Consider the following 22,105-nt stretch of genomic DNA (forward strand, 5'->3'; position numbering starts at 1 on the left):
CCTGCCGGTTTTCGGCACGAATCTCATTCACGACAGGATCATTATGCAATACACGCTCATGAATGCTCAATGAATAAGCAGGCTCTGAAAAACATGTTCACATTACGGCAGCGGTTCTGGTCCGGTTTATGAAACCAGGAAGCGAGAGAACAGCCGTAGATCTCCGTTTCAGAAATTCTCGTAGAGAACGCGTGATCGGCGCGTCGCAAGATGCTTTTACCTCAGCCTGCCGGCCGGCCTCCTGTCATTCGCTCGTCATGCCGTGGAACGGTCTCACCTCGCGGCCAGGCATGAAGATGCCGAGGCGCTTGATTTCCCATTCGAGCTTGATGTCGGAATGTTCGAAGACCCGCTGGCGGATGGTCTCGCCGAGATATTCCAGGTCGTAGCCGCTGGCATGGCCGATATTGATCATGAAATTGCAATGCAGTGACGACATCTGTGCGCCGCCGCTGACCAGCCCGCGGCAACCCGCTTCGTCGATCAGCTTCCACGCGGAATGGCCTTCCGGGTTCTTGAAGGTCGAGCCGCCGGTCTTTTCCTTGATCGGCTGCACCGTCTCGCGATGCTGACGCACGGCATCCATCTCGGCGCGGATCTTCGCGCGCTCCTCGGGATATCCCTCGAAGACCGCGTGGGTGAAGATCATCTCCGCCGGAACCGAGGAATGGCGATAGCTGTAGCCCATCTCGGCGCCTGAGAAGACGTGCGTAACGCCCTTGCGGTCGACGGCATGAACTTCGATGACGCGCCCGGCCGTCTCGCCCCCATTGGCGCCGGCATTCATGCGCAGAGCGCCGCCGATCGAGCCGGGGATGCCGTAATAGAAAGCGAAACCGCCGATGCCATTGTCCATCGCCATTGCGGCGATGTGCTTGTCGGGGCAGATTGCACCGGCCTTGATCCGGTTCTCGCCGACAAGGTCAACCCCGCCAAAGCCCTTGGCCGAGAGGCGTAGAACGACGCCCGGAATACCGCCGTCGCGGACGAGCAGGTTTGAACCGACGCCGACTACCGTCAAAGGTACTTCTTCCGGCAGGATCTGCAGGAAGGTCACGAGGTCGTCGACGTCATGGGGCTGGAACATCAGTTCGGCAAGCCCGCCGGCCTGGAACCAGGTGACGCGATCCATCGGCGCATCCGGCGTCAGCCTTCCGCGCAGTTTGTTGACGTCATCCCCCAACGACGCCAGAAGTTTTTCCCCATTCACCTGTTTCATTTCCTATCGTCCCGATATGCTTTCCAGTTCCTTCGGCAATGCCGCCGCCCATTGCGTGATATTACCTGCCCCCAGAAGAACCACGAAATCACCCGGTTTCGCAATGCCCGATACAATCGAAGCGAGTTCGCTCGGCGATTCCATGTATCGTGCGTCGCGATGACCGCCCGACCGGATGCGGGAAACCAGGGTTTCCGAATTGGCACCTTCGATCGGCTCCTCGCCCGCGGCATAGACCGGCGCCAGGAGGATGCTGTCGGCATCGTTGAAGCAATTGGCAAAGTCCTCGAACAAGCTCGACAGGCGCGTGTAACGATGCGGCTGGTGAACGGCGATGATGCGGCCCTGGCACGATTCTCGCGCGGCCCGCAGCACGGCCTTGATCTCCACCGGATGGTGGCCGTAGTCGTCGAAGATCGACACGCCGTTCCAGGTGCCTGTCAGCGTGAAGCGCCGCTTGACGCCGCTGAAATTGGCGAGCCCCTTGCGGATATCCTCTTCCGAAATGCCGAGCCGGTTGGCGACCGCGATCGCGGCCGTCGCATTCGAGATGTTGTGGCGACCAGGCATTGGCAGCGCAAGATCCTTGAACTGGAACACACGGCCGGTGCGGCGACGGCGGATTTCCACGTCGAAGATCGACCTGGTGCCTTCCATGCGGACATTCGAGAAACGCGCATCCGCCTGGGGATTCTCGCCATAGGTGACGATCTTGCGGTCCTCGATGCGGCCGACCAGCGCCTGCACTTCCGGATGGTCGAGGCAGAGCACGCCAAAACCGTAGAACGGCACGTTCTCGACGAATTGCCGGAAGGCGGCGCGCACAGCGTCGAAATTGCCGTAATGGTCGAGATGTTCGGGATCGATATTGGTGACGACGGCGACGTCGGCGGGCAGTTTCAGGAAAGTGCCGTCCGATTCGTCGGCTTCGACCACCATCCATTCACCCGCGCCCATACGGGCATTGGTGCCGTAGGCATTGATGATGCCGCCGTTGATGACGGTCGGGTCGAGACTGCCTGCTTCAAGCAGCGCCGCGACCATCGAGGTGGTCGTGGTCTTGCCATGCGTGCCGCCGATGGCGATCGCATTGCGGAAGCGCATCAACTCGGCGAGCATTTCGGCACGGCGGACGATCGGCAGCGATTTTTCGCGCGCCGCCATCAGCTCCGGATTGTTCTTCTTGATCGCCGTCGAGACGACGACCACCTCGGCATCACCGATATTCTCGGCCTGATGGCCGACGAAGACCGGGATTCCCTTGTCGCGCAGGCGCTGCACATTGGCGCCGTCGGCCTGATCGGATCCCTGGACCTTGTGGCCGAGATTATGCAGCACCTCGGCGATACCGCTCATGCCGATACCGCCGATGCCGATGAAATGGACGAGCCCTATGGCCTTCGGCATCTTCATGCACGCACTCCCTTAAATTCCGAAATCGATTTCCGCTCCGCGATTGCCTCGACCAGATCCGCAAGCTGGCCGGTTGCATTCGGCCGTCCGGCAGACTTGGCGGCAGCCGCCATTCTTTCGAGCTTGTCCGGATCCTTCATCGCACCCGAAATGATCGAGGCGAGCTTTTCCGGAGAAAGCTCCGACTGCTGCACAACCTTTGCGCCACCGGTCGCCACCAGCGCCTCGGCATTGGCGGCCTGGTCGTGATCCAGAGCATGCGGGTAAGGCACGAGAATGGCCGGCCGGCCGATCACCGCAATTTCCGACACCGTCGAGGCGCCGGATCGGCAGATGACGAGATGTGCCGTCGCCAGCCGTTCGGCCATGTCCGAGAAGAACGACGAGATATCGGCGGGCGCCTTGAGCTTTGCAAAGCAGGAGCTGACGCGATCCTTGTCTTCCGGACGCGCCTGCTGGGTAACGACGACACGATCGCGTTCGGCCTGGTCCAGCAGGCTCAGCGCCGTCGGTACGGTCGAGGAAAAGAACTGCGCGCCCTGGCTGCCACCGAACACGACCAGCCGGAACGGATCGTCGCCCCGGGATGCGACATAGGGAATATTGGAGGCCGCAAGCACGGCCGGGCGCACCGGGTTGCCGGTCGTGACGGTCTTGTCCGCATAGGGACCGCTGCCTTCCGGCAGGAAGCCGCCGGCGATTGCCTGGACCTTGGCAGCCAGCGCCTTGTTGGCGCGGCCCATCACGGCGTTCTGTTCGTGGATTATCGTCGGCACGCCCATGGCGGTAGAGGCCATCAGCGGCGGCACGGTCGGATAACCGCCGAAGCCGACGACGGCGAGCGGCTTCAGACGGCCGATCAGGCGGCGGGCGGCCCGCAGGCCCGTCCACAGCTTCCAGCCGGTGCGGGCGAGCGCGATCGGGTTCTTGGATCCGAATGTAGCGGACGGAACGACATGGATTTCGTCGGCAGGAAACGTGCCGGCATAACGCTCGGCCCGGCTGTCGGTGACGAGATGCACGGAATAACCGCGCTTCTTCAGTTCGTGCCCCAGCGCTTCCGCCGGAAACACATGACCGCCGGTCCCCCCGGCGGCAAGCAATATGATGCCCTTGGTCATTGGACTTTTACTCCGCGGGTACGCCCTGGGCGACCCGGAACAGGCTCCGCTCTTGCGCTCGCTTCTCCGGACGATGGCGTGTCAGCGCCAGGATGAAACCTGCAGTGATGCAGATCGCGATCATCGAGGAGCCGCCATAGGAGATCAAGGGGAGCGTCATGCCCTTGGCCGGCATGAGTTCGAGGTTGACGCCGATATTGATGAGCGACTGCATGCCGATCTGCAGCACGAGGCCAGCGACCGCGAACCGGTTGAAGTCGTTGCGCTCCTTGAAGGCGTGGTTCAGGCCGCGCAGCACGATGAAGGCGAAGATCGCCACAAGTGCCATACAGAAGATAATGCCGAATTCCTCGGCTGCAACGGAGAACACGAAGTCCGTGTGGCTGTCCGGCAGGATGCGCTTGACGATGCCCTCGCCCGGCCCCTGCCCGAACCAGCCGCCCTGCAGGATCGCTTCATGCGCCGTCTCGATCTGGAAACGGTCGCCCTCGCCGGTCAGGAATTTGTCGAAGCGGGCGGTCACGTGCGGCAGCATGTAATAGGCGGTGAGGATGCCCCCGGCGCCGACGCCGCCGAGCAGCACGATCCACAGCCAGGGCATGCCGGCCATGAAGAACATGCCGCCCCAGACGACGCTGGTGAGAATCGTCTGGCCAAGGTCCGGCTGGGCGACGAGCAGCGCCGCGACGATGCCGAACAGGATAATGGCGAAGAGATTGCCTGGAATTTCCGGCTGCCGCGCGTGCTCGGCAAAAAGCCAGGCACAGACGACCACGAAAGCCGGCTTCATGAATTCCGAAGGCTGGATCGAGAACATGCCGACGCCGATCCAGCGCCGTGATCCCTTGACCTCGACGCCGAAGAACAGCGCCAGCACCATCAGCGCCAGCGAGATGATCAGGAGGACAATCGCGGTCCGCCGCACCTGCCGCGGCGTCAGGAAAGACAGGCCGACCATCACCACCAGCGACGGCAGCAGGAACAGCGCGTGCCGCTCGACGAAGTGAAAGCTGTTGAGGCCGATCCGCTCGGCGACCGCCGGCGACGCGGCGAAGGAGAGCATGAAACCGACCCCCATCAGCAACACGAAGGCGACGAGGAAGAAACGGTCGATCGTCCAGAACCAGTCTGCGAGCGGCCCACGGTCTGCGCGGCTTACCATCTGTCGTTCCCCTTTTCCGTCTCGATCAATCTGAATCGACCAACATCGTGACGCCGTCGAGGCCCGCGACATGGCCGACAAAGGCATCGCCGCGAACTTCGAAATTCTTGAACTGATCGAAGCTGGCACAGGCCGGCGACAGCATCACCGCGGACGGCGTGGTATCGGCGCTCGCATCCGCAGCGGCATGCGCGACCGCCTTTTCGAGTGTGCCCGAAATCTCGTAGGGCACCGCCTCGCCAAGCGTCGCCGCGAATGCCGGTGCGGCTTCTCCGATCAGATAGGCTTTGACGATACGCGGGAAGAGTGGAGCGAGGCTGACTATGCCGCCCTCCTTCGGCAGGCCACCGGCAATCCAGTAGATCCGGTCGTAGCTGGAGAGCGCCGGCGCCGCCGCATCCGCGTTGGTCGCCTTCGAATCGTTGACGAATACCACCTGCACCCGGCGCCCGACCGGCTGCATCCGGTGCTTCAGGCCCGGGAAGGATCTCAACCCCGCACGGATCTCGTCCCTCGACACGCCGACCGCCAGGCAGGCGGCGATTGCGGCCGCCGTGTTCTGGGCGTTGTGGCTGCCTTTCAGCGTCTCGATACCGTCGAGATCGACGAGCTGCGACGCAGTTCCGCCATGCGCCTCGATGATCCGACTGCCCTCGGCATAGACACCGTCGGCAACGACGACCCGCTTGGAAATCCGCTTGACCGTGACGCCGGTCCGTTCGACGCGGTCGGCGATGAGGGCACAGAACGAATCGTCGACGCCGATCACGGCGGTCCGGCTGCCGGCGACCAGCCGTTCCTTGACGTCGGCATAGTGCTGCATGGTGCCGTGCCGGTCGAGATGGTCGGGCGTGAGGTTCAACAGAATGCCTGCGGTCGGATTGAGCGTCGGAGCCAGGTCGATCTGGTAGGACGAACATTCGACGACGAAGAAGCGCTGATCTTTGGGCGGGTCGAGCGTCAGGATCGCCGTGCCGATATTGCCGCCGAGCTGCGTGTCGCGACCGCTGGACCTAAGAATGTGGGCGATCAGCGCCGTGGTGGTCGATTTGCCGTTGGTGCCGGTGATCGCGATGAAGGGGCAATCCGGCGCATGCGCCCGGCGCTCGCGCACGAAAAGCTCCACATCACCGATAATCTCGACGCCGGCGGCGTGAGCGAGATCGACGCTCCAATGGGGTTTTGGATGGGTGAGCGGCACGCCCGGAGACAGGACGAAGGCGGCCTGTGCCGACCAGTCAATGCCGCGCAGATCGGCGGTCGCGATCCCCTCGGCCGCGGCCTTGGCGACGCTGTCGGGATTATCGTCCCAGGCGACGACCCTGGCGCCGCCCGCGACGAGCGCCTTGGCGGTCGCAAGCCCCGAGCCGCCGAGCCCGAAGAGCGCGACGGGCTTATCCTTGAACGTGGTGACCGCGATCATCGCCGTGTCACCGCAGCTTGAGTGTCGAAAGGCCGAGCATGGCAAGGCCGACGGCGATGATCCAGAAGCGGATCACCACCTGGCTTTCGGTCCAGCCGAGCTTTTCGAAATGGTGGTGGATCGGCGCCATCAGGAAAACGCGCCGGCCGGTCATCTTGAAGAAACCGACCTGGATGATCACCGACAAGGTCTCCATCACGAACAGGCCGCCGACGATCGCCATGACGATCTCGTGCTTTGTGGCAACCGCGACGGAGCCGATCAGCCCGCCGAGCGCCAGCGATCCGGTATCGCCCATGAAGATCGCCGCCGGCGGCGCATTGAACCACAGGAAACCGAGGCCGGCGCCGATCACCGCTCCGAGAATGACGGCAAGCTCGCCAGTACCGGGCACGAAATTGATCTGCAGGTATCCCGCAAACACCGCGTTGCCGGCGAGATAGGCGATGATGCCGAAGGAGGCCGCGGCGATCATGACAGGCACGATTGCGAGCCCGTCGAGGCCGTCCGTCAGGTTCACCGCATTACCGGCCGCCACGATGACGAAACCGCCGAACAGGACGAAGAAGATGCCGAGATTGATGAACAGGTCCTTGAAGAACGGGAAGGCGACCGACGTGCCGAGCGTCGGATTGCTCGACTGGCCGGTGGCGAGCGCCACCCGCATCATGAAGAACACGGCGATGCCGGCGATTACGAACTCGATGCCGAGGCGGGCCTTGCCGGAAAACCCCTTGTCCGTCTGCTTGGTGACCTTGAGATAGTCGTCATAAAAACCGATCGCGCCGAAACCCAGCGTAACGAGCAGGGTCGCCACAACGTAGACGTTGGAAAGGTCGGCCCAGAGCAGCGAGCCGCCGACGATGCCGGCGAGAATCATCAGGCCGCCCATGGTCGGCGTACCGGCCTTCTTGAAATGGGTCTGCGGGCCGTCGGCGCGGATCGGCTGCCCCTTGCCCTGGCGCAGGCGAAGCGATGCGATGATCATCGGCCCGAACAGGAAGACGATCAGCGCAGAGGTAAAGAGCGCAGCGCCCGTCCTGAAGGTGATGTACCGGAACAGGTTGAAAAATTGGACTTTGTCCGCCAGTTCCACAAGCCAGATCAGCATTCAGCGCCCTTTCTAGAAGCCGCGTCTCAATTAGTGGCGCTCCGTGTCGGAGAATGCCGGGTAGTTGTCAATAAGCGCGGCCACGATCTTGCCGAAACCGATGCCAAGCGAAGATTTCACCATCACCACGTCGCCTGGCATCACCGAGCGCACTGCGTAATCGGCGAGATCCGCCGTTTTTTCGAAATACGTTACTTGGACGTTTGCCGGCAGCGATTCCTTGAGTGCCGCCATTTCTTTTCCTGCCAGCCAGACATGCTCGATGCCGGCGGCAAGCAGCGGACCTGCCAGTTCCTCATGCACCTTGGCCGAAAATTCACCCATTTCGAGCATGTCGCCGAGAACGGCGATTCGCCGGCCGGTCAGTTCCGGCACCGAGGATGCGAGAAGCGCGATCGCTGCCCGCATCGAGGCCGGGTTGGCATTATAGCTCTCGTCGATCAACGTCAGATGCCCCTCGCCGATGCCAAGCCGGTGGCGTTCGCCCCTGCCCTTGACCGGCTTCAGCGCCGCAAGCGCCGCCATGGCACCGGCCATGTCCGCGCCGACCAGCAGGCAGGCACCGAGGACCGCCATGGCGTTTTCGGCGATGTGCCGGCCCGGCGCGCCGATATGGACTTCCGACGTCTCGCCGTTCAGCACCGCCCAGACGACCGAGTTATCGGCATTGCCTTCGAAATCCGCGAGCCGGAAATCCGCCTTGGCATGCTGGCCGAAGGTGTGGATATGCGAAACACCCGCTTCCTGCGCCTTTTTCTGCAGAAAGCCGAACTGCTTGATGTCGCGATTGAGGATAGCCGAACCGCCGGGCTCCAGGCCTTCGAAAATCTCGGCTTTGGCGGCGGCGATCTCCTCGAGGTCCTTGAAATGGCCGAGATGGGCGGCCGCGATGGTGGTGATCATCGCTACATGCGGACGCACCATCTTCACCAGCGGGCGGATCTCGTCCGGATGGTTCATACCGATCTCGAAGACGCCGAAATGGGTATCCGCCGGCATGCGGGCAAGCGTCAGCGGCACGCCCCAGTGATTGTTGAACGATGCGACGGCGGCATGCACCTTGCCGGAGGGGGCCAGCGCATGCCGCAGCATTTCCTTGGTGGTCGTCTTGCCGACCGAGCCGGTGATGGCGATGATGCGTGCCCGGCTGCGCGCACGCGCTGCAAGCGCCAATTTTCCAAGGGCGGCAAGCACGTCCTCGACGACGATCATCGGCACGCTCAGCTTGCCGAGCGCCGGCAGTTTCGCCTCGTTGACGACGATCAGCGTCGCGCCGTTGGCGACGGCGAGGCTTGCATAGTCATGACCGTCGACGCGGTCGCCCTTGATGGCGAAGAAAGCCTCGTCCTGGCCGATGGAACGGCTGTCGATCGAGATGCCGGTAATGCCCGCCGGAAGCGCACCGATCGGCCGGCCGCCCATGGCAGACGTCAAATCCTCCGAGGTCCATAACCAACTCACGATTTCAGCTCCTCCAAAGCCTTGCGGACTTCGACGTGATCGGAAAACGGCAGGACCGTGGTGCCGATCGTCTGGCCGTGTTCATGGCCCTTGCCAGCGACGATCAACGTATCGCCCGACTGCAGCATATTGACTGCCTCGCGGATCGCGTTCGCCCGATCACCGATCTCGATTGCGCCCGGAGCCGCCGCCAGGATTTCGGAACGAATGACTTCGGGAACCTCGGAGCGCGGATTGTCGTCGGTGACGATGACGATATCGGCGAGCCTCGTCGCCACGTCGCCCATGATCGGCCGCTTGCCCTTGTCCCGGTCGCCGCCGCAGCCGAACACCACGATGACGCGGCCGGTCGTGAAAGGCCGGACGGATGTCAGCACGTTTTCCAGCGCGTCGGGCTTGTGGGCATAATCCACATAGGCGAGCGCGCCGTCTTTTGTCTGGCCGATCAGTTCGAGACGACCCGAGGCGCCGACCAGCTTTTCGAGCGCGGCCATGGTAACGGCGGCCGGAACGCCGGTCGACATGGCAAGCCCCGCCGCGACCAGTGCGTTCGCCACCTGGAAATCGCCGGCCAGCGGAATATCGACTTCGAAGATCTGGTCGCCGATATGGATCTCGGCCATCTGCTTGTGGCGGAAATGCTCGACCCGCTTGAGGCAGATATAATCGCCCCTTCGGCCGACCGTGCGGACTTCGAGGTCGGCAACCGTCGCCACCCGCATCGCTTCTTCCGACCAGGGGTCATCGGCGAAGATGACGGCCGGCGAGCCCTTCGGCATCAGCGTATCGAAAAGCCGCATCTTGACGGCCATGTAGCTCTCGATCGTCGGATGGTAATCCATGTGGTCGCGGCCAAGATTGGTGAAACCGGCGGCCGAAAGACGCACGCCGTCGATCCGGCACTGGTCGAGGCCATGGCTGGAAGCTTCCATCGCTGCATGGGTGACGCCTTCGGCAGCCAGTTCCGCCAGCAGTTGCTGCAGTTCGACCGGATCCGGCGTGGTCAGCGTTCCGTAGTCGTTGCGGGTGGGCGAGACGACACCGGTCGTGCCGATCTGTGCCGCAGCATGGCCGGCATGCGCCCAGATCTGGCGGGTGAAGGAGGCGACCGACGTCTTGCCGGCGGTGCCGGTGACGGCAACCATGGTTTCCGGCTGCGCGCCGTAGAAGCGGGCAGCGGCCAGCGCCAGCAGCCGGCGCGGATTGGAAACCGCAAGGACGGGAATGCCCGCCTCCGCCGTATACCCCGCAATCGCCGCGACCGCGCCGCGCGCGGCAGCATCGCCGATATAGCTCGAACCGTCCGCCTTGGTACCTGCAAGCGCGGCAAACAGCATGCCGGGCGTCACCTTGCGACTGTCGAAAGTGAGGCCGGTCACATCGAGATCACCGACCGGCCCGGCCATCAGGTCGGTTATTTCCGGGAAATCCCCTCCGGCAAGTTCTCGCAATTTCATCGGTTGATTGTCCATTCTGAGCGTCGTCCCCTCGAATCGTGCGCTCAAGTTGTTATCGCTTAATAAGACACAAGCAGGGCAGAACCGTCATTGCCGAATTTCGGCTTCACACCGAGAATGGGTGCCGCCCGGGTGATGATCTCCTTGACCATCGGAGCGGCAGACGTTGCGGCAAGAGCGGCGCCGTTGCCTTTCTCGGTCTTGGGTTCGTCGCAGAACGTCAGGACAACATATTGCGGATTGTCCATCGGGAATGCGGCGAGGAACGCGTTGAAGTTCTTGTCATGGGCGTAGCGACCGTTGACGACCTTGTCTGCCGTACCCGTCTTGCCGCCGACGTTGAAGCCCGCGACGCGTGCATTCCGGCCCGATCCGTTGACGCCGTTCCATTCGAAAAGATAACGCATGTCCTTGCTGGTCGAGGGCTTGAGCACCTGGGTCGCGATCTTGTCGGCTTCTGCCCGGTTGCGCGGCAGGAAGGTCGGCGGGATGTATTTTCCCCCGTTGACGAGGGCGGCACCGGCAACCGCCGTCTGCAACGGCGTCGTCGATACACCGTGGCCGAAGGAAATTGTGACCGAGTTGATCTTCTTCCATTCGCGCGGCTGGCTCGGAGTGGCGACTTCCGGAAGCTCCGTGCGCATTTTGGTCAGCAGGCCGAGCTTGGTCAGAAAATCCTTGTGTCCTTCGATGCCGACAGTGTCAGCAATCTTGGCGGTGCCGATATTCGACGAATACTGAAAGATTTCCGGAACGCTCAGCACGCGACCCTTGCCGTGGAAATCCTTGATCGTGAAGCCGCCGATCCGGATCGGGAACCGGGCGTCGAACGTGCTCTGAAGGTTTACCTTGCCGGAATCGAGGCCCATGGCGATCGTGAAGGACTTGAAGGTCGAGCCCATTTCGAACGTGCCGTTCGACATGCGGTTGAACCAACCCTCCTCGCCGCCTTCGGCGGGATTGTTGGGATCGAAATCGGGTGCGGACGCCATGGCGACGATTTCGCCGGTATGGACGTCGAGGACGACCGCGCCGGCGCCGATCGAGCTGTACTTGCTGATCGCCTCCGTCACCACGTCGCGAACGATCGACTGGACGCGCAGGTCGATGGACAGCTTGACTGGCTCCAGCGGCTGGCTAGAGGTCATGCCAACGGCCGCGAGATCCGCAAGGCCCTGATTGTCGACGTAGCGTTCCATGCCGGCAACGCCGCGGTTGTCGATATTGACGTAACCGACGACATGCGCGGCCGTCGGACCACCCGGATAGAAACGGCGCTTTTCCGGCCGGAAACCGATGCCCGGAATGCCGAGCGCCAGGATCTGGCTCTGTTGTTTCGGGCTCAGCTGGCGGCGCAGCCACTGGAAACGCGAGTTCGAGGTCAGCTTCGAATAGGTGCCCTTGACGTCGAGGTCGTTCAGGACCGTCCCGAGCTTCTCGATCACTTCGTCGGCATCGATGATCTTGTTGGGCTCGGCAAACAGCGAAACCGTGCGGATGTCGGTCGCCAGAACCGCGCCGTTGCGGTCGACGAGGTCGGGACGCGAGGCCAGCAGCCGGTCTGCCGGCAGGATGCTCGACGTCGTCAGCGGCTGCGCGACGCCATATTGCATCAGGCGGCCGCCGATGACGCAATAGAAGACCGTGAAGCCGGCGATCAATAGACCAACGCGGTTTTTCGCCTGGGCGGACTTGCGCTTGCGGGTTCCTTCGAAGGACGCCTTTTCGGAGCCGCTGACACGGCTGCCGGACGAAAAATGCGCGCGGCTCTTGACGATCATGATGCGGGACAGGAAAGACATCAGCGTTTCACCGATCCTGTGGAAATGACTTCGATGGGACCGCGCCGCAACGGCACGGGAATTTTCGGAGCGGGCTTGGCCTTGGCAGCGGCAACCCCCTTCAGCGCGGCGGCGACCTCGCTGTTCTTGCCGGCGATAATGTCCTCGATGGTGGTCTCGGGCTGCGGAAGCCGCGCCTTCGGCATCGGCAGCTCCTTCGGCATCGCAAGCTGCGTCGTCTCGGTCGGCGCAAGCGCAAGCTCGGAATTGTAGACGTTGATCAGCCGGTGCAGGCGGTTCGGCTGGGTCAGCAGGGCCCAGTCCGCTTTGAGGAGATCGATCGTGTCCTTCTCCAGCTTGATTTCCGATTCGAGCCGGCGAACCTCGTTGAGCTTCTCGTCGGCGCGATGCTTGATCGAATAGGTGACGACGGCCGCTGCCGTCATCACGCCGATCAGGACAAGATCGAAGCTACGCAGCATGTATCAGGCTCCCATCTTTGCAAGGCTGGCGAGATCGGGCAGATCGAAAATGGACATGTCGGCGGATCGCGGCAGGGCTTCCGTCCGGATACCGGCACGAAGCTTGGCGGAACGGGCGCGCGGATTGAACTCCGCCTCCTCGTCGCTCGCCGAGATCATCGACTTACCGAGCGGCTCGAAGATCGCGGGCTTGGCCTCGACCATCGGCAGGTGGCGCGAACCGGAGGCCTTGCCGGAACGATCGGCGAAGAACTGCTTGACGATCCGGTCTTCGAGCGAGTGGAAGGTGACGACCACCAGCCGGCCGCCCGGTTTCAGCGCCCGCTCGGCGGCAAACAGCGCCTGCGCAAGCTCACCGAGTTCGTCGTTGACGAAGACCCTCAGCGCCTGGAAGACGCGGGTCGCCGGATGGATCTTGTCCTTGGCCTTGCGCGGATTGACCGTCTCGATGAGGTTGGCGAGTTCGCGCGTCGTGGTGAAGGGTTCGGTGAGGCGCCGCTTTTCGATGGCCCGGGCGATACGGCCCGACTGCTTTTCCTCGCCGAGGAAGCCGAAGATGCGGGTGAGATCGCCGACCTTGGCGCGATTGACGACATCGGCCGCCGAAACGCCGCTCGCCGACATGCGCATGTCGAGCGGCCCGTTGCGCTGGAAGGAGAAGCCGCGATCAGCCTCGTCGATCTGCATGGAGGAAACGCCGATATCGAGCACGACGCCGTCAAGCCCGCCTTCCGGCGCGTGATCGGCAAGGTTGGAGAATTGCGACTGAATGAGGTGGAGGCGGCCCTTGTGGGCATCGGCCAGCGCCTTGCCGGCGGTGATCGCATTCGGATCGCGATCGAGCGCGATGACTTCGGCTTCGGCGGCAAGAATGGCGGATGTGTAACCGCCCGCCCCGAACGTGCCGTCGAGAATGATCTTGCCGGCCCGAGGTTCGAGCGCCTCGAGGACTTCCTTCAGAAGAACCGGAATGTGACGAACCGGTCCGCCTTCGGGCTCGGTTGTTCCGTCGCCTGGATTCGCCGCCATTCCGTTCCCCTGTACTACGCGGGACGCGAACCGAAGCGCCCCTCTCTCGCCGCCGCCTGCGCCTCGTGGAACGCCTGCGGTTGCCAAAGTTGAAAATGATCCGAGCGCCCAACGAAGGTAACGTCCGAGCTGATTCCCGTGAAGTCGCGGATGAAATCCGTGACCATCAGCCGGCCTTCCGCATCGAGCCTCATGAAGACGCCGCCACCGTGTACGAGCAGCGACATCCGGTTCGCTTCCGGCGAAAACGGATCGACGGAGGCGATCTGCCGCTCGTAACGATCGAGCAGATCCGGCCCGCCGACGCTGATCGCCGGATAGGTGAAATCCTGGAGGCAATAAAGCTCCTGGATCCCGCGCTCCGAAAGAACCGAACGAAAACTCGCCGGAACGGAGACCCGTCCCTTCGCATCGATCCTGTTCGTCGCATTCGACAGGAAGCGGCTCATCACGCCAAACATCCGCCCCGTTATGGTTCAGGACGGAAGCCCGTCCACCGGTCGGCACCACACCAAACACAGCTTCGCCGCCCGGATGGGCGGATATCCGCCCGGCCGCAGGACGACCGAAACTCTGTGATTGGCGGGCGCTCGTTCGCCCTTGTGCAGTGCGATTTTGGGATACCATGGGACCATATGGGCGTCAATGGGAGAAGCCCCACCAGCCACTCCCAGATGGGATTTATTTATAAGCTGTTAAGTTTAACAAAGGGTTATTAGAGGAGGCGAAGAAACCGCCTTTGCAGTGCCCGGCAAGTCGGTTTGGGACACCCAGTAAGCTGCGGAAAACAAAATAGCTTTCAGAATGCCTTATATAAAACTCGAGGCGCGAAATCGGCCTCCCGCCACGCCCGCTTCGGATCTGGCAGGCGTACACAGAATCGCGAGGAAGATAAACGCCAGTTGGCCTGTAAGCCGGGTTCTGTATGGCCCCGGTGCGAGCACCGGAACGTGGCAGCCATTCATCTGGGACGATATTTGCATATCGCCTCACGCAACCCACCCGGATGACTGGCCCGGAAACAGGCTGTAGCCACGCTTTCACGCGACCCGCGTCATCCCTATTCGGTCTTGCTCCCGGTGGGGTTTACCTTGCCGCCGCTGTTACCAGAAGCGCGGTGGGCTCTTACCCCACCCTTTCACCCTTACCCCGCCAGCTCTGCCGCTTTGTTTAAAGCGGTACAGCAAGCGGGGCGGTTTCCTTTCTGTGGCACTTTCCCTAGGGTCGCCCCCGCCGGACGTTATCCGGCACCGTGTTTCCGTGGAGCCCGGACTTTCCTCACCCTACCGCCTTTCGGCATTGGTAAAGCGCGGCTGCCCGGCCAACTGGCAGGCGGTCCATAACCGAGATGAATGACGAAAGCCATAGGCCAGGGTCGATTGAATCAGAGATAATCGGCCCGGAAATCCGTCGAATAGGCGTCGTCCCGGATTTCCCCATGGAAGATCAGCTCCGCACCGAGCCGGCCGATCTCGTCGGAACTCTTGGCCGCCGCCCCACAACCACCGCTGAGGATGCCGATCCGGGAGGCCTCGGTCATCGCAATCGCCGGATATCCGGTCGGGGTAAACGAGGTGACGCAGGCCGCCATCGACGAGCGGGAAAGATCGAGCTTCGGCATCAGCCGCGTCATGATCTCGGTTAGCCGCGCCCGTGTGCTTTCGCGCCCCCCGGAGCGGAACCAGGCGCGGATGTCCGGCTCGGTCGGCAGCAGCAGGTCGTCCGGATCGCCACCGATCTTCAGGTAGACTTTGCCATCGGGATAACGTACCGGCGGCAGGAGATAGATGCCGTCCTCGCCCTCGCGCCATTTCCAGATCAGCGAAGGCACCCTGCCCCAGACATCCAATGCGGCTTCATCGACCTCGAAAAACCCAACGGTGCGCGCATAGACATTGAGGTCGAGGCGCCGCGGCAGCAGGTTCTCGTTGATCGAGAAGCCGCCGGCCGCCACCAGCACCTTTTCCGCCAAGTAGCTGTTGCCTTCGACGGTCGTGACAGTGACGGAATCGCCGTCCTGCCGCACGGAAACCACCGTCTCCGGAATGATCGTCGTGCCTTGGCGCTCGGCAATCAGAGCCTGCGCCTTCACCAGCCGGCGCGGATTGATGTGCCCGGCATTCTTCGGTTCCCAGACGCCCTCGCTCTCCCTGGGGAAGGAGAAGAAGCCGAATCGGCCGCCAAGATCCGCATCCGACAGCGTCTCGGTCGAAACGCCGAGCTTGTCCGCCGCTTCGAGGACGTCTGCGACATAGGACGGGCCAGCGCCGCGCTTCGGGCCGACCAGCAGGCAGCCCGATTCGGAATAGAAATCCACGCCGCTTTCGCGGGCGATCTCGCCGTAACGTTCGATCGAACGGTTGGCGAGGCGCGCCCACACGGGATCGGGGTCGATCGTCCGGGTGATGCGCGCCTCGTCGTAGTGGCTGGCAAAGACGCCGTCATGGCGCCCGTAGTCCGCCGGCTCACCGGGACCGACCAACGCAACACCGTCGGTCCACTTCGAGAGGTACCGGGCCGCCGCAGCGCCCATCATGCCCCTCCCGATCACGATAAATCTGAACCGCTCTGTCATGCCCTCGCCTTTCGATTCCACCGGCCGAAATGTCTTCTGTCAGAAGCACTTCTAGCCGTTTTCGGAATCAAAATGCCACAGGCGAAAGCGACGCAGTCTGTTCGGCCGTCTCTTCAGCGGTCGCGATCACCGTCTGGACCCGATTGCAATAGCGCTTGGAAACCGGGTTCATGCGCTTGGCGCCGTGGCCGGCATTGTATTTGAGGATGGTGCCGCAGATCTTGCCGCCACCGAGTTCGTGAGCGCCGGCCAGATATTTCATCCCGAAGCGGATATTGGTTTCCGGATCGTAGAGGCCATAGTCCGGCCCCCGGTAACCCATCAGCCTTGCCGTCGCCGGCTTGATCTGCATCAGCCCGATCTCGCCCGCACTGCCCTTGACGGTCGGACGGAAATTGCTCTCGATCTGCACCACCGCCAGTGCAAGTTCTTCCGGAACGTCGTATTCATCCGCGTATTTCGAGATCAGCTGAGAATAATGAAGCTGCCGAACCAACCGTCTTGCTTCGTCTGTGGGCGCGGCAAAACCGGTTTCGCGCGTTTCCCACGGAATGATGAGGGGCTTGGTATAGACATTGACGCTGTCGTCTTCAGCGCGCACGAGTTCGGTTCCCGCGACCAGCATGGCAAGGCCCGCCGCGGCAGCAACAATCATTTTATTCATAGAGGTGAGGTGTCTCCGGACCAACAGGAACCGCGGGTGTCGGTACGCAAACACCCTCTCATCGCGTCGCCGGATTGACGGCGCGATGCTTCACGATTCCTGGTCGTTTATCTCTGCAACCCCCGTCCACATGGCGGCTGCCGTTAGCGGGTCCTTTAGACCGGGCTAATAAGGAGATGATGTGGCACTGCAAAATTTTGCGGTTTCGACGCGGGCCCAAACGACCGGCGCGGCGCCCACGCTAATTGAATTTCGGCAAGGATTTGAGCAGCCGGTGAAGCGTGTCGATCGTCGAAAAATCGGCGATGCCGTCGATCAGCTGCGGCCGGAAATGACGCTGGAAGGCTTCAACCACGCCCCTCGTGCGCTCGCAGAAATTCCCCGTGATTTCAATTCCGTAGCCGTAGAGAGACAGCATCGACTGCAATGCCTCGATGGGCTGGCCGCTCTCCCCGAACTGGAAAAACCGCCCGCCGCTGATCGGTGCTGGATCGATCCAATGTCCGACACCCTCAAGGTGCAATTTCTCCCAGGGGAAATTTTCCCCCGGATCGACCTTGCGTATGGGGGCGACATCGGAGTGCCCAAGCACACGTTCCGGCGGGATTTGCCACCTTTCGCCGCAATCGCGACACAATTCGACGACGGCCGCGATCTGCACGGACGGATAATCCGGCAGGCCTCCGGGATGACCGGGATTGGCGATCTCGATGCCGATCGAACAGGAATTGATGTCGGCCTCGCCGGCCCAGGAGCTCTTGCCCGCATGCCAGGCACGGCGTTCTTCCGGCACGAGCTGCACGACGCGCCCGTCCTCGTGAATGAAATAATGGCTGGAGACCTGGCTTTCCTCGTTGCAGAGCCAGGAGAGCGCCTGATCGCCGCTGGGCATACCCGTATAATGCAGGATGATCATGTCGGGCCTGCGCCCGCCGGCACGCTCACCATGGTTGGGGGAAGGCCTTACCATCGCGCCGGCATAATCGGCGTTGAACGTCATGCGGCGCGGCGCTCTTTCTCGATCGCCGAATATGCGGCATTGAGTGCCGCCATGCGCTCATTGGCTGCGGCATGCAGCGAAGCCGGAACGCCACGGGCGATCAGCCTGTCCGGATGATGCTCGGACACCAGCGAGCGGTACTGCTTGCGGATTTTTGCAAAATCGTCTTCCGGCGAAACGCCAAGCACGAGATAGGGATCGCGGCCGTCGAGATGCACGTGCCGCGCCATGATGCGGCGGAAATGCCCCTCGTCGATGCGGAAGATTTCGGCGATGCGGAAAAGGAAGGCAAGCTCCGCCTCATGCACCAGGCCGTCCGCCTTGGCGATATGGAACAGCCCGTCGACGACGTTTTCGAGCATCGGGCAGTTCGCAGCCTTGCCCGCACCGGGGCTGCACAGGCCAGCAAGCTTCGCCGCATAGGCTTCGTAGCCTGCGACGTCCTGGCGCGCGAGATTATAAAGGCGCGCGACGTTGCGGGCTTCGTCGTCGGGAAAATCGAATATCTGCTGAAAGGCCTTGACCTCGGCCTCGCTGACGATACCGTCAGCCTTCGCCATCTTGGCCGACAGCGCGATGATCGCGACCGAGAAAGACACCTGCCGGCGCGTTTCCGGATCACCCTCGAACGTAGTGCGGATCGCCTCGATGACACGGCCGAGCGCGTTCCCGGCCGCATCGCCCATGGCGCCGAGAAGCCGTTCCCAAAGGGAGGAAAAGTGAAGGCAGGCAAAATCCCAGATCATGAGCGCAGTGGACCAGATTATAATTGGGATTGCAAGGCGACCAACGGCCCGTCTTAGATTAAACTATGTTCATGTTTTCCGAACAATCACCGGGGCTCACAGACAGGTGACCCTGCTCTTCGGGACAATTGCGAAGCCTCCGAATCTGTTTTTCCACAAGCACGAATAGAGGGGCCGCGACAGTTGAATCGATTATATTAGGCTCTCCTGCGCCGAGAAGTCGAAGCTGCGGTTTTTCTTGAGAAATTCACTTTACAGAGGCCTGTCTCTGTCGCATCCATTCCACCGGTTTTGAACTGTACGCGGGCATGCGCGTCAAGGAGGATCGATGGCCAAACAGAAAGTAGCAATGCTGACCGCAGGGGGCCTCGCGCCTTGTCTGTCTTCCGCCGTGGGCGGCCTGATCGAGCGCTACAACGACGTCGCGCCCGATATCGAGATGGTCGCCTATCGTTCCGGTTATCAGGGTGTCCTGCTCGGCGACCGTATCGAAATCACCAAGGACATGCGCGAAAAGGCCCATTTGCTGCATCGCTACGGCGGCTCGCCGATCGGCAACAGCCGCGTCAAGCTCACCAATGCCGCAGACTGCGTCAAGCGCGGCCTGGTCAAGGAAGGCGAGAACCCGCTTCGCGTTGCCGCCGACCGGCTGGCAGCCGATGGGATAACCATCCTTCACACGATCGGCGGCGACGACACCAACACGACGGCCGCCGACCTCGCCGCCTATCTCGGCGCCAACGGCTATGATCTCACCGTCGTCGGCCTGCCGAAGACCGTCGACAACGACATCGTGCCGATCCGCCAGTCGCTCGGCGCCTGGACGGCTGCCGAAGTCGGCGCTTCATTCTTCGACAACGTTTCCAACGAGCAGAGCGCCGCTCCTCGCACATTTGTGATTCACGAAGTGATGGGACGTCACTGCGGCTGGCTTACCGCCGCGACTGCGCGGGCCTATATTCAGAAGACCAAGGGCAATGAATATGTCGAGGGCTTCATGATGAACAGCGCGATGAAGAACATCGACGGTGTCTACCTGCCGGAGATGGCCTTCGACCTTGACAAGGAGGCCGCACGCCTCAAGGACGTCATGGACAAGCGCGGTTTCGTGACCTTGTTCGTTTCGGAAGGTGCCGGCCTCGATACGATCGTCGCCGAGCGGGAAGCCGCAGGCGAATCGATCAAGCGCGACGCATTCGGCCATGTTAAGATCGACACGATCAATGTCGGCGGCTGGTTCCAGAAGCAGTTCGCGGCGCTGATCGGCGCCGATCGCTCGATGGTTCAGAAGTCCGGATATTTCGCCCGCTCGGCGCCGGCAAACGGCGACGACCTGCGTCTCATCCAGGGCATGGTCGATCTGGCGGTCGAAAGCGCGCTCAACAAGGTTTCGGGCGTCACCGGCCACGACGAGGAACAGAACGGAAAACTGCGCACGATCGAATTTCCCAGAATCAAGGGTGGAAAACATTTCGATCTGACGGCAAAATGGTTCGGCGAAGTGATGGATCACATCGGCCAGCCCTTCGAAACGGCTTGAGACAAAAAAATAGCGGGCGCCGCTCACTGGCGTCCGGGAGGAAATGGAATGACGGCTGACATCTGGCTCGCTTTCGCTGCGACCGCGATCTTCCTCGCCCTCCTTCCGAGCCCTCTCGCTTGCCTGACTGCCAGTTTCTCTCTCCAGCGCGGTCGCCGCACGGCGATCGCGACGGTCCCGGGGCTTGCTGTCGGAATGTCGGCGGCCCTGATCGTGGCGATGATCCCCATGGCGCTGATCTCCGTCTATCTGCCCAAGCTGATCGACGTGATCTCCTGGGCAGGGCTCGGCTACCTGATGCTCTATGTGATCTGGTCCTACCAGGACCCGCGAATCTCCGGCCCGATCGCCGACAACGACAATCTTCCCGAATGTCGGGCGGCACGAATCTTCGGATGCCTGTTCGGCAAATCCGCCTTCCAGGCGCGTTATGCCGTGGTCCTTGCGGCCGTGCTCACCCAGTTCATCGATCCCGACCGGTCGCTCCTGCCCCAGCTTCTCGAAATGCAGGCGACCTTCCTTGTCTGCGCAGCCCTTGGAGCCGGGATTCACGTGCTTTTTCCGCGCCGCGTGCTCAGCCGCAGACGCCGGCCGGCCAACCTCAACTCCGCCTCGGGCAAGCCCCAGACCCGCTTTATTTCCCGCCGCGCCGTCACCGCCGGCTATCGCCGGATCGCCGCCTGACGTTCGCCGTCTTGCCGGACGCGGCCCAATAGGTTAATCAAAACATTCTTTTGGTGGCGTTTGGGCGACTGGGGTAACCATTTTTTCATGAAAGCGACCCAATGGCGATAATCCGATTCCTCGGCCGCGGGACGGTTGTGGTGTGCGCCGTTTCTTCGGCTCTCGCCGGATGTTCGAGCGTCGAACGCGAGCAGAAGCTCGCAGCGACGCAGACAGCTGCCCCGACCAACGGCCAGGCGACCGGACCTGTGCAGACGGCCTCCGCGGACGGCCAGACGACGATCCATAAAGCCGACCTGCCCGTGTACGGGCCGCAGGTTGTCGGCCAGATGCCCCCTCCGGGAGTTCAACTTGCTTCGGCCACTCCGGCAGCCGGCACACAGCCGACCGTGACGCTCGCCAAGACGACAAGACTTCCCATTCCAATGCCCGCCGCCGCCGATGCGATATCCGTTCAGTCGGCCGCGATGGCATCACCCACCATGGCCCCAATCGTCGCTTTTGCCCCGACGCCCGGCCCGGCGATGATGCCGCCGCCCGTTGCTCCGACCACATCGACAATTCTCGCGTCTGCCCGGCCGGCGAACCTTGCGGCGCCGAAGGGCGGCCGCCTGGTGTCGCCGCCGATCGCGCCGGCGGTCAGCGAGGGCAAGATCCAGCCGGCGGCAGCTTCGGCGATCGCGCTCGACGAACCGGAACTGACGCCGGACATGGTCGCGCTGCAGAGCGTCGTTCCCACTCCGCGCCCGGACACCGCAACGCTTGCCTATGCATCGCAGCCGAGAGCCATCGCCGCACTATCGGCCATGGAATTCCCTCCGGCCCCCGGCGAGCCGATGCCGACCACGGCGTCCGATGCGCCGCCGGAATTGAGCAAGCTCATCAAGCGTTATGCCGGCATGTACGGCGTGCCGGAATCGCTGGTGCACCGCGTCGTGCACCGGGAAAGCAAGTACGACCCCAAGGCCTATCACAAGAACGGCTACTGGGGCCTCATGCAGATCAAGTATTCGACCGCCAAGTCGATGGGTTACGAAGGCCCGCCGGCCGGCCTGCTCGATGCCGAGACCAACCTGAAATACGCAATCAAATATCTGCGCGGCGCCTGGCTTGTCGCCGACAACAGAAACGACAACGCCATCAAACTCTATGCGCGCGGCTATTATTACGACGCCAAACGCAAGAACATGCTGGACGTCCTGGAGAAGTAGCCGGGGCGGAAATGCCCGGGTAAAAA

Annotated in this window: 19 protein-coding genes and 1 other RNA gene; 3 read left to right on the forward strand and 17 right to left on the reverse strand. The window is 62.4% G+C overall.

Annotated elements, in window-relative coordinates; genetic code table 11:
• Positions 1–244: 244 nt before the first annotated feature.
• From murB to ABCW43_RS19125, 17 genes are all read right to left on the reverse strand, one after another.
• Positions 245–1,219 carry a UDP-N-acetylmuramate dehydrogenase gene (murB, locus tag ABCW43_RS19045; protein WP_345927286.1) on the reverse strand — a complete coding sequence of 325 codons (975 nt, stop codon included), beginning with the start codon at positions 1,217–1,219 and terminating at the stop codon, positions 245–247.
• Between the two features lie 3 nt (positions 1,220–1,222).
• Positions 1,223–2,632, reverse strand: a complete 1,410-nt coding sequence (murC, locus tag ABCW43_RS19050) for a UDP-N-acetylmuramate--L-alanine ligase (RefSeq protein WP_345927288.1) — start codon at positions 2,630–2,632, stop codon at positions 1,223–1,225.
• Positions 2,629–3,753, reverse strand: coding sequence for an undecaprenyldiphospho-muramoylpentapeptide beta-N-acetylglucosaminyltransferase (murG, locus tag ABCW43_RS19055; RefSeq protein ID WP_345927290.1), 1,125 nt, complete (start codon positions 3,751–3,753; stop codon positions 2,629–2,631). The genes murC and murG overlap by 4 nt, the downstream gene beginning before the upstream one ends.
• Positions 3,754–3,760: 7 nt before the next feature.
• Positions 3,761–4,915, reverse strand: a complete 1,155-nt coding sequence (gene ftsW, locus ABCW43_RS19060) for a putative lipid II flippase FtsW (RefSeq protein WP_345927291.1) — start codon at positions 4,913–4,915, stop codon at positions 3,761–3,763.
• A gap of 25 nt (positions 4,916–4,940) precedes the next feature.
• Positions 4,941–6,338 carry a UDP-N-acetylmuramoyl-L-alanine--D-glutamate ligase gene (gene murD / locus ABCW43_RS19065; RefSeq protein WP_345927293.1) on the reverse strand — a complete coding sequence of 466 codons (1,398 nt, stop codon included), beginning with the start codon at positions 6,336–6,338 and terminating at the stop codon, positions 4,941–4,943.
• Between the two features lie 7 nt (positions 6,339–6,345).
• On the reverse strand, positions 6,346–7,449 hold the full coding sequence (gene mraY / locus ABCW43_RS19070; RefSeq protein ID WP_306870622.1) for a phospho-N-acetylmuramoyl-pentapeptide-transferase: 1,104 nt from the start codon (positions 7,447–7,449) through the stop codon (positions 6,346–6,348).
• Positions 7,450–7,479: 30 nt separating this feature from the next.
• Positions 7,480–8,910: a UDP-N-acetylmuramoylalanyl-D-glutamyl-2,6-diaminopimelate--D-alanyl-D-alanine ligase gene (locus ABCW43_RS19075; RefSeq protein ID WP_345927298.1), complete on the reverse strand. Its 1,431-nt coding sequence runs from the start codon at positions 8,908–8,910 to the stop codon at positions 7,480–7,482.
• Positions 8,907–10,367: a UDP-N-acetylmuramoyl-L-alanyl-D-glutamate--2,6-diaminopimelate ligase gene (locus tag ABCW43_RS19080; protein ID WP_345927300.1), complete on the reverse strand. Its 1,461-nt coding sequence runs from the start codon at positions 10,365–10,367 to the stop codon at positions 8,907–8,909. Before ABCW43_RS19080 ends, ABCW43_RS19075 begins: the two co-directional genes overlap by 4 nt.
• Before the next feature lie 59 nt (positions 10,368–10,426).
• Complete coding sequence (locus ABCW43_RS19085; RefSeq protein WP_345927302.1) at positions 10,427–12,169, reverse strand: peptidoglycan D,D-transpeptidase FtsI family protein; 1,743 nt, start codon at positions 12,167–12,169, stop codon at positions 10,427–10,429.
• The gene (ftsL, locus tag ABCW43_RS19090; protein ID WP_345927304.1) at positions 12,169–12,630 is read right to left on the reverse strand and encodes a cell division protein FtsL; all 462 of its coding nucleotides are present in this window, start codon (positions 12,628–12,630) and stop codon (positions 12,169–12,171) included. The genes ABCW43_RS19085 and ftsL overlap by 1 nt, the downstream gene beginning before the upstream one ends.
• 3 nt (positions 12,631–12,633) lie before the next feature.
• A complete protein-coding gene (gene rsmH / locus ABCW43_RS19095) occupies positions 12,634–13,659 on the reverse strand; it encodes a 16S rRNA (cytosine(1402)-N(4))-methyltransferase RsmH (protein ID WP_345927306.1) in 1,026 nt (341 codons plus the stop codon).
• Positions 13,660–13,673: 14 nt separating this feature from the next.
• Entirely contained in the window at positions 13,674–14,108 is a 435-nt protein-coding gene (gene mraZ / locus ABCW43_RS19100; protein WP_245440363.1) for a division/cell wall cluster transcriptional repressor MraZ, read from the reverse strand.
• A gap of 445 nt (positions 14,109–14,553) precedes the next feature.
• Positions 14,554–14,988: RNase P RNA component class A (rnpB, locus tag ABCW43_RS19105), an RNA gene on the reverse strand.
• 55 nt (positions 14,989–15,043) lie between these two features.
• Positions 15,044–16,234: an NAD(P)/FAD-dependent oxidoreductase gene (locus tag ABCW43_RS19110; protein ID WP_345927308.1), complete on the reverse strand. Its 1,191-nt coding sequence runs from the start codon at positions 16,232–16,234 to the stop codon at positions 15,044–15,046.
• 67 nt (positions 16,235–16,301) lie between these two features.
• Entirely contained in the window at positions 16,302–16,898 is a 597-nt protein-coding gene (locus ABCW43_RS19115; protein WP_345927310.1) for a lytic transglycosylase domain-containing protein, read from the reverse strand.
• 241 nt (positions 16,899–17,139) lie between these two features.
• Positions 17,140–17,898: an N-acetylmuramoyl-L-alanine amidase gene (locus ABCW43_RS19120; protein ID WP_345927312.1), complete on the reverse strand. Its 759-nt coding sequence runs from the start codon at positions 17,896–17,898 to the stop codon at positions 17,140–17,142.
• The gene (locus tag ABCW43_RS19125) at positions 17,895–18,644 is read right to left on the reverse strand and encodes a TerB family tellurite resistance protein (RefSeq protein ID WP_345927314.1); all 750 of its coding nucleotides are present in this window, start codon (positions 18,642–18,644) and stop codon (positions 17,895–17,897) included. The genes ABCW43_RS19120 and ABCW43_RS19125 overlap by 4 nt, the downstream gene beginning before the upstream one ends.
• Before the next feature lie 328 nt (positions 18,645–18,972).
• On the opposite strand from ABCW43_RS19125, the gene ABCW43_RS19130 reads away from it, so the two are divergent.
• The 3 genes from ABCW43_RS19130 (at position 18,973) to ABCW43_RS19140 (ending at position 22,079) form a co-directional block, all read left to right on the forward strand.
• The gene (locus ABCW43_RS19130) at positions 18,973–20,184 is read left to right on the forward strand and encodes a pyrophosphate--fructose-6-phosphate 1-phosphotransferase (RefSeq protein ID WP_345927315.1); all 1,212 of its coding nucleotides are present in this window, start codon (positions 18,973–18,975) and stop codon (positions 20,182–20,184) included.
• A 48-nt stretch (positions 20,185–20,232) separates the two neighbouring features.
• The gene (locus tag ABCW43_RS19135; RefSeq protein WP_345927316.1) at positions 20,233–20,868 is read left to right on the forward strand and encodes a LysE family translocator; all 636 of its coding nucleotides are present in this window, start codon (positions 20,233–20,235) and stop codon (positions 20,866–20,868) included.
• 140 nt (positions 20,869–21,008) lie between these two features.
• Positions 21,009–22,079, forward strand: a complete 1,071-nt coding sequence (locus ABCW43_RS19140; RefSeq protein WP_345927317.1) for a transglycosylase SLT domain-containing protein — start codon at positions 21,009–21,011, stop codon at positions 22,077–22,079.
• Positions 22,080–22,105 lie beyond the last annotated feature (26 nt).

Source organism: Neorhizobium tunisiense, from assembly GCF_039631515.1.
In the GTDB taxonomy this organism is placed as follows: domain Bacteria; phylum Pseudomonadota; class Alphaproteobacteria; order Rhizobiales; family Rhizobiaceae; genus Neorhizobium.

What these genes read in the sequence shown, in the direction of transcription:
- ABCW43_RS19110 (WP_345927308.1), bottom strand. Translation starts at nt 16,234, where the DNA reads ATGACAGAGCGGTTCAGATTTATCGTGATCGGGAGGGGCATGATGGGC.
- ABCW43_RS19115 (WP_345927310.1), bottom strand. Translation starts at nt 16,898, where the DNA reads ATGAATAAAATGATTGTTGCTGCCGCGGCGGGCCTTGCCATGCTGGTC.
- ABCW43_RS19135 (WP_345927316.1), top strand. Translation starts at nt 20,233, where the DNA reads ATGACGGCTGACATCTGGCTCGCTTTCGCTGCGACCGCGATCTTCCTC.
- mraZ (WP_245440363.1), bottom strand. Translation starts at nt 14,108, where the DNA reads ATGAGCCGCTTCCTGTCGAATGCGACGAACAGGATCGATGCGAAGGGA.
- ftsL (WP_345927304.1), bottom strand. Translation starts at nt 12,630, where the DNA reads ATGCTGCGTAGCTTCGATCTTGTCCTGATCGGCGTGATGACGGCAGCG.
- murG (WP_345927290.1), bottom strand. Translation starts at nt 3,753, where the DNA reads ATGACCAAGGGCATCATATTGCTTGCCGCCGGGGGGACCGGCGGTCAT.
- murD (WP_345927293.1), bottom strand. Translation starts at nt 6,338, where the DNA reads ATGATCGCGGTCACCACGTTCAAGGATAAGCCCGTCGCGCTCTTCGGG.
- ABCW43_RS19120 (WP_345927312.1), bottom strand. Translation starts at nt 17,898, where the DNA reads ATGACGTTCAACGCCGATTATGCCGGCGCGATGGTAAGGCCTTCCCCC.
- ABCW43_RS19125 (WP_345927314.1), bottom strand. Translation starts at nt 18,644, where the DNA reads ATGATCTGGGATTTTGCCTGCCTTCACTTTTCCTCCCTTTGGGAACGG.
- mraY (WP_306870622.1), bottom strand. Translation starts at nt 7,449, where the DNA reads ATGCTGATCTGGCTTGTGGAACTGGCGGACAAAGTCCAATTTTTCAAC.
- ABCW43_RS19085 (WP_345927302.1), bottom strand. Translation starts at nt 12,169, where the DNA reads ATGTCTTTCCTGTCCCGCATCATGATCGTCAAGAGCCGCGCGCATTTT.
- ABCW43_RS19130 (WP_345927315.1), top strand. Translation starts at nt 18,973, where the DNA reads ATGGCCAAACAGAAAGTAGCAATGCTGACCGCAGGGGGCCTCGCGCCT.
- rsmH (WP_345927306.1), bottom strand. Translation starts at nt 13,659, where the DNA reads ATGGCGGCGAATCCAGGCGACGGAACAACCGAGCCCGAAGGCGGACCG.
- ABCW43_RS19080 (WP_345927300.1), bottom strand. Translation starts at nt 10,367, where the DNA reads ATGAAATTGCGAGAACTTGCCGGAGGGGATTTCCCGGAAATAACCGAC.
- ftsW (WP_345927291.1), bottom strand. Translation starts at nt 4,915, where the DNA reads ATGGTAAGCCGCGCAGACCGTGGGCCGCTCGCAGACTGGTTCTGGACG.
- murB (WP_345927286.1), bottom strand. Translation starts at nt 1,219, where the DNA reads ATGAAACAGGTGAATGGGGAAAAACTTCTGGCGTCGTTGGGGGATGAC.
- murC (WP_345927288.1), bottom strand. Translation starts at nt 2,632, where the DNA reads ATGAAGATGCCGAAGGCCATAGGGCTCGTCCATTTCATCGGCATCGGC.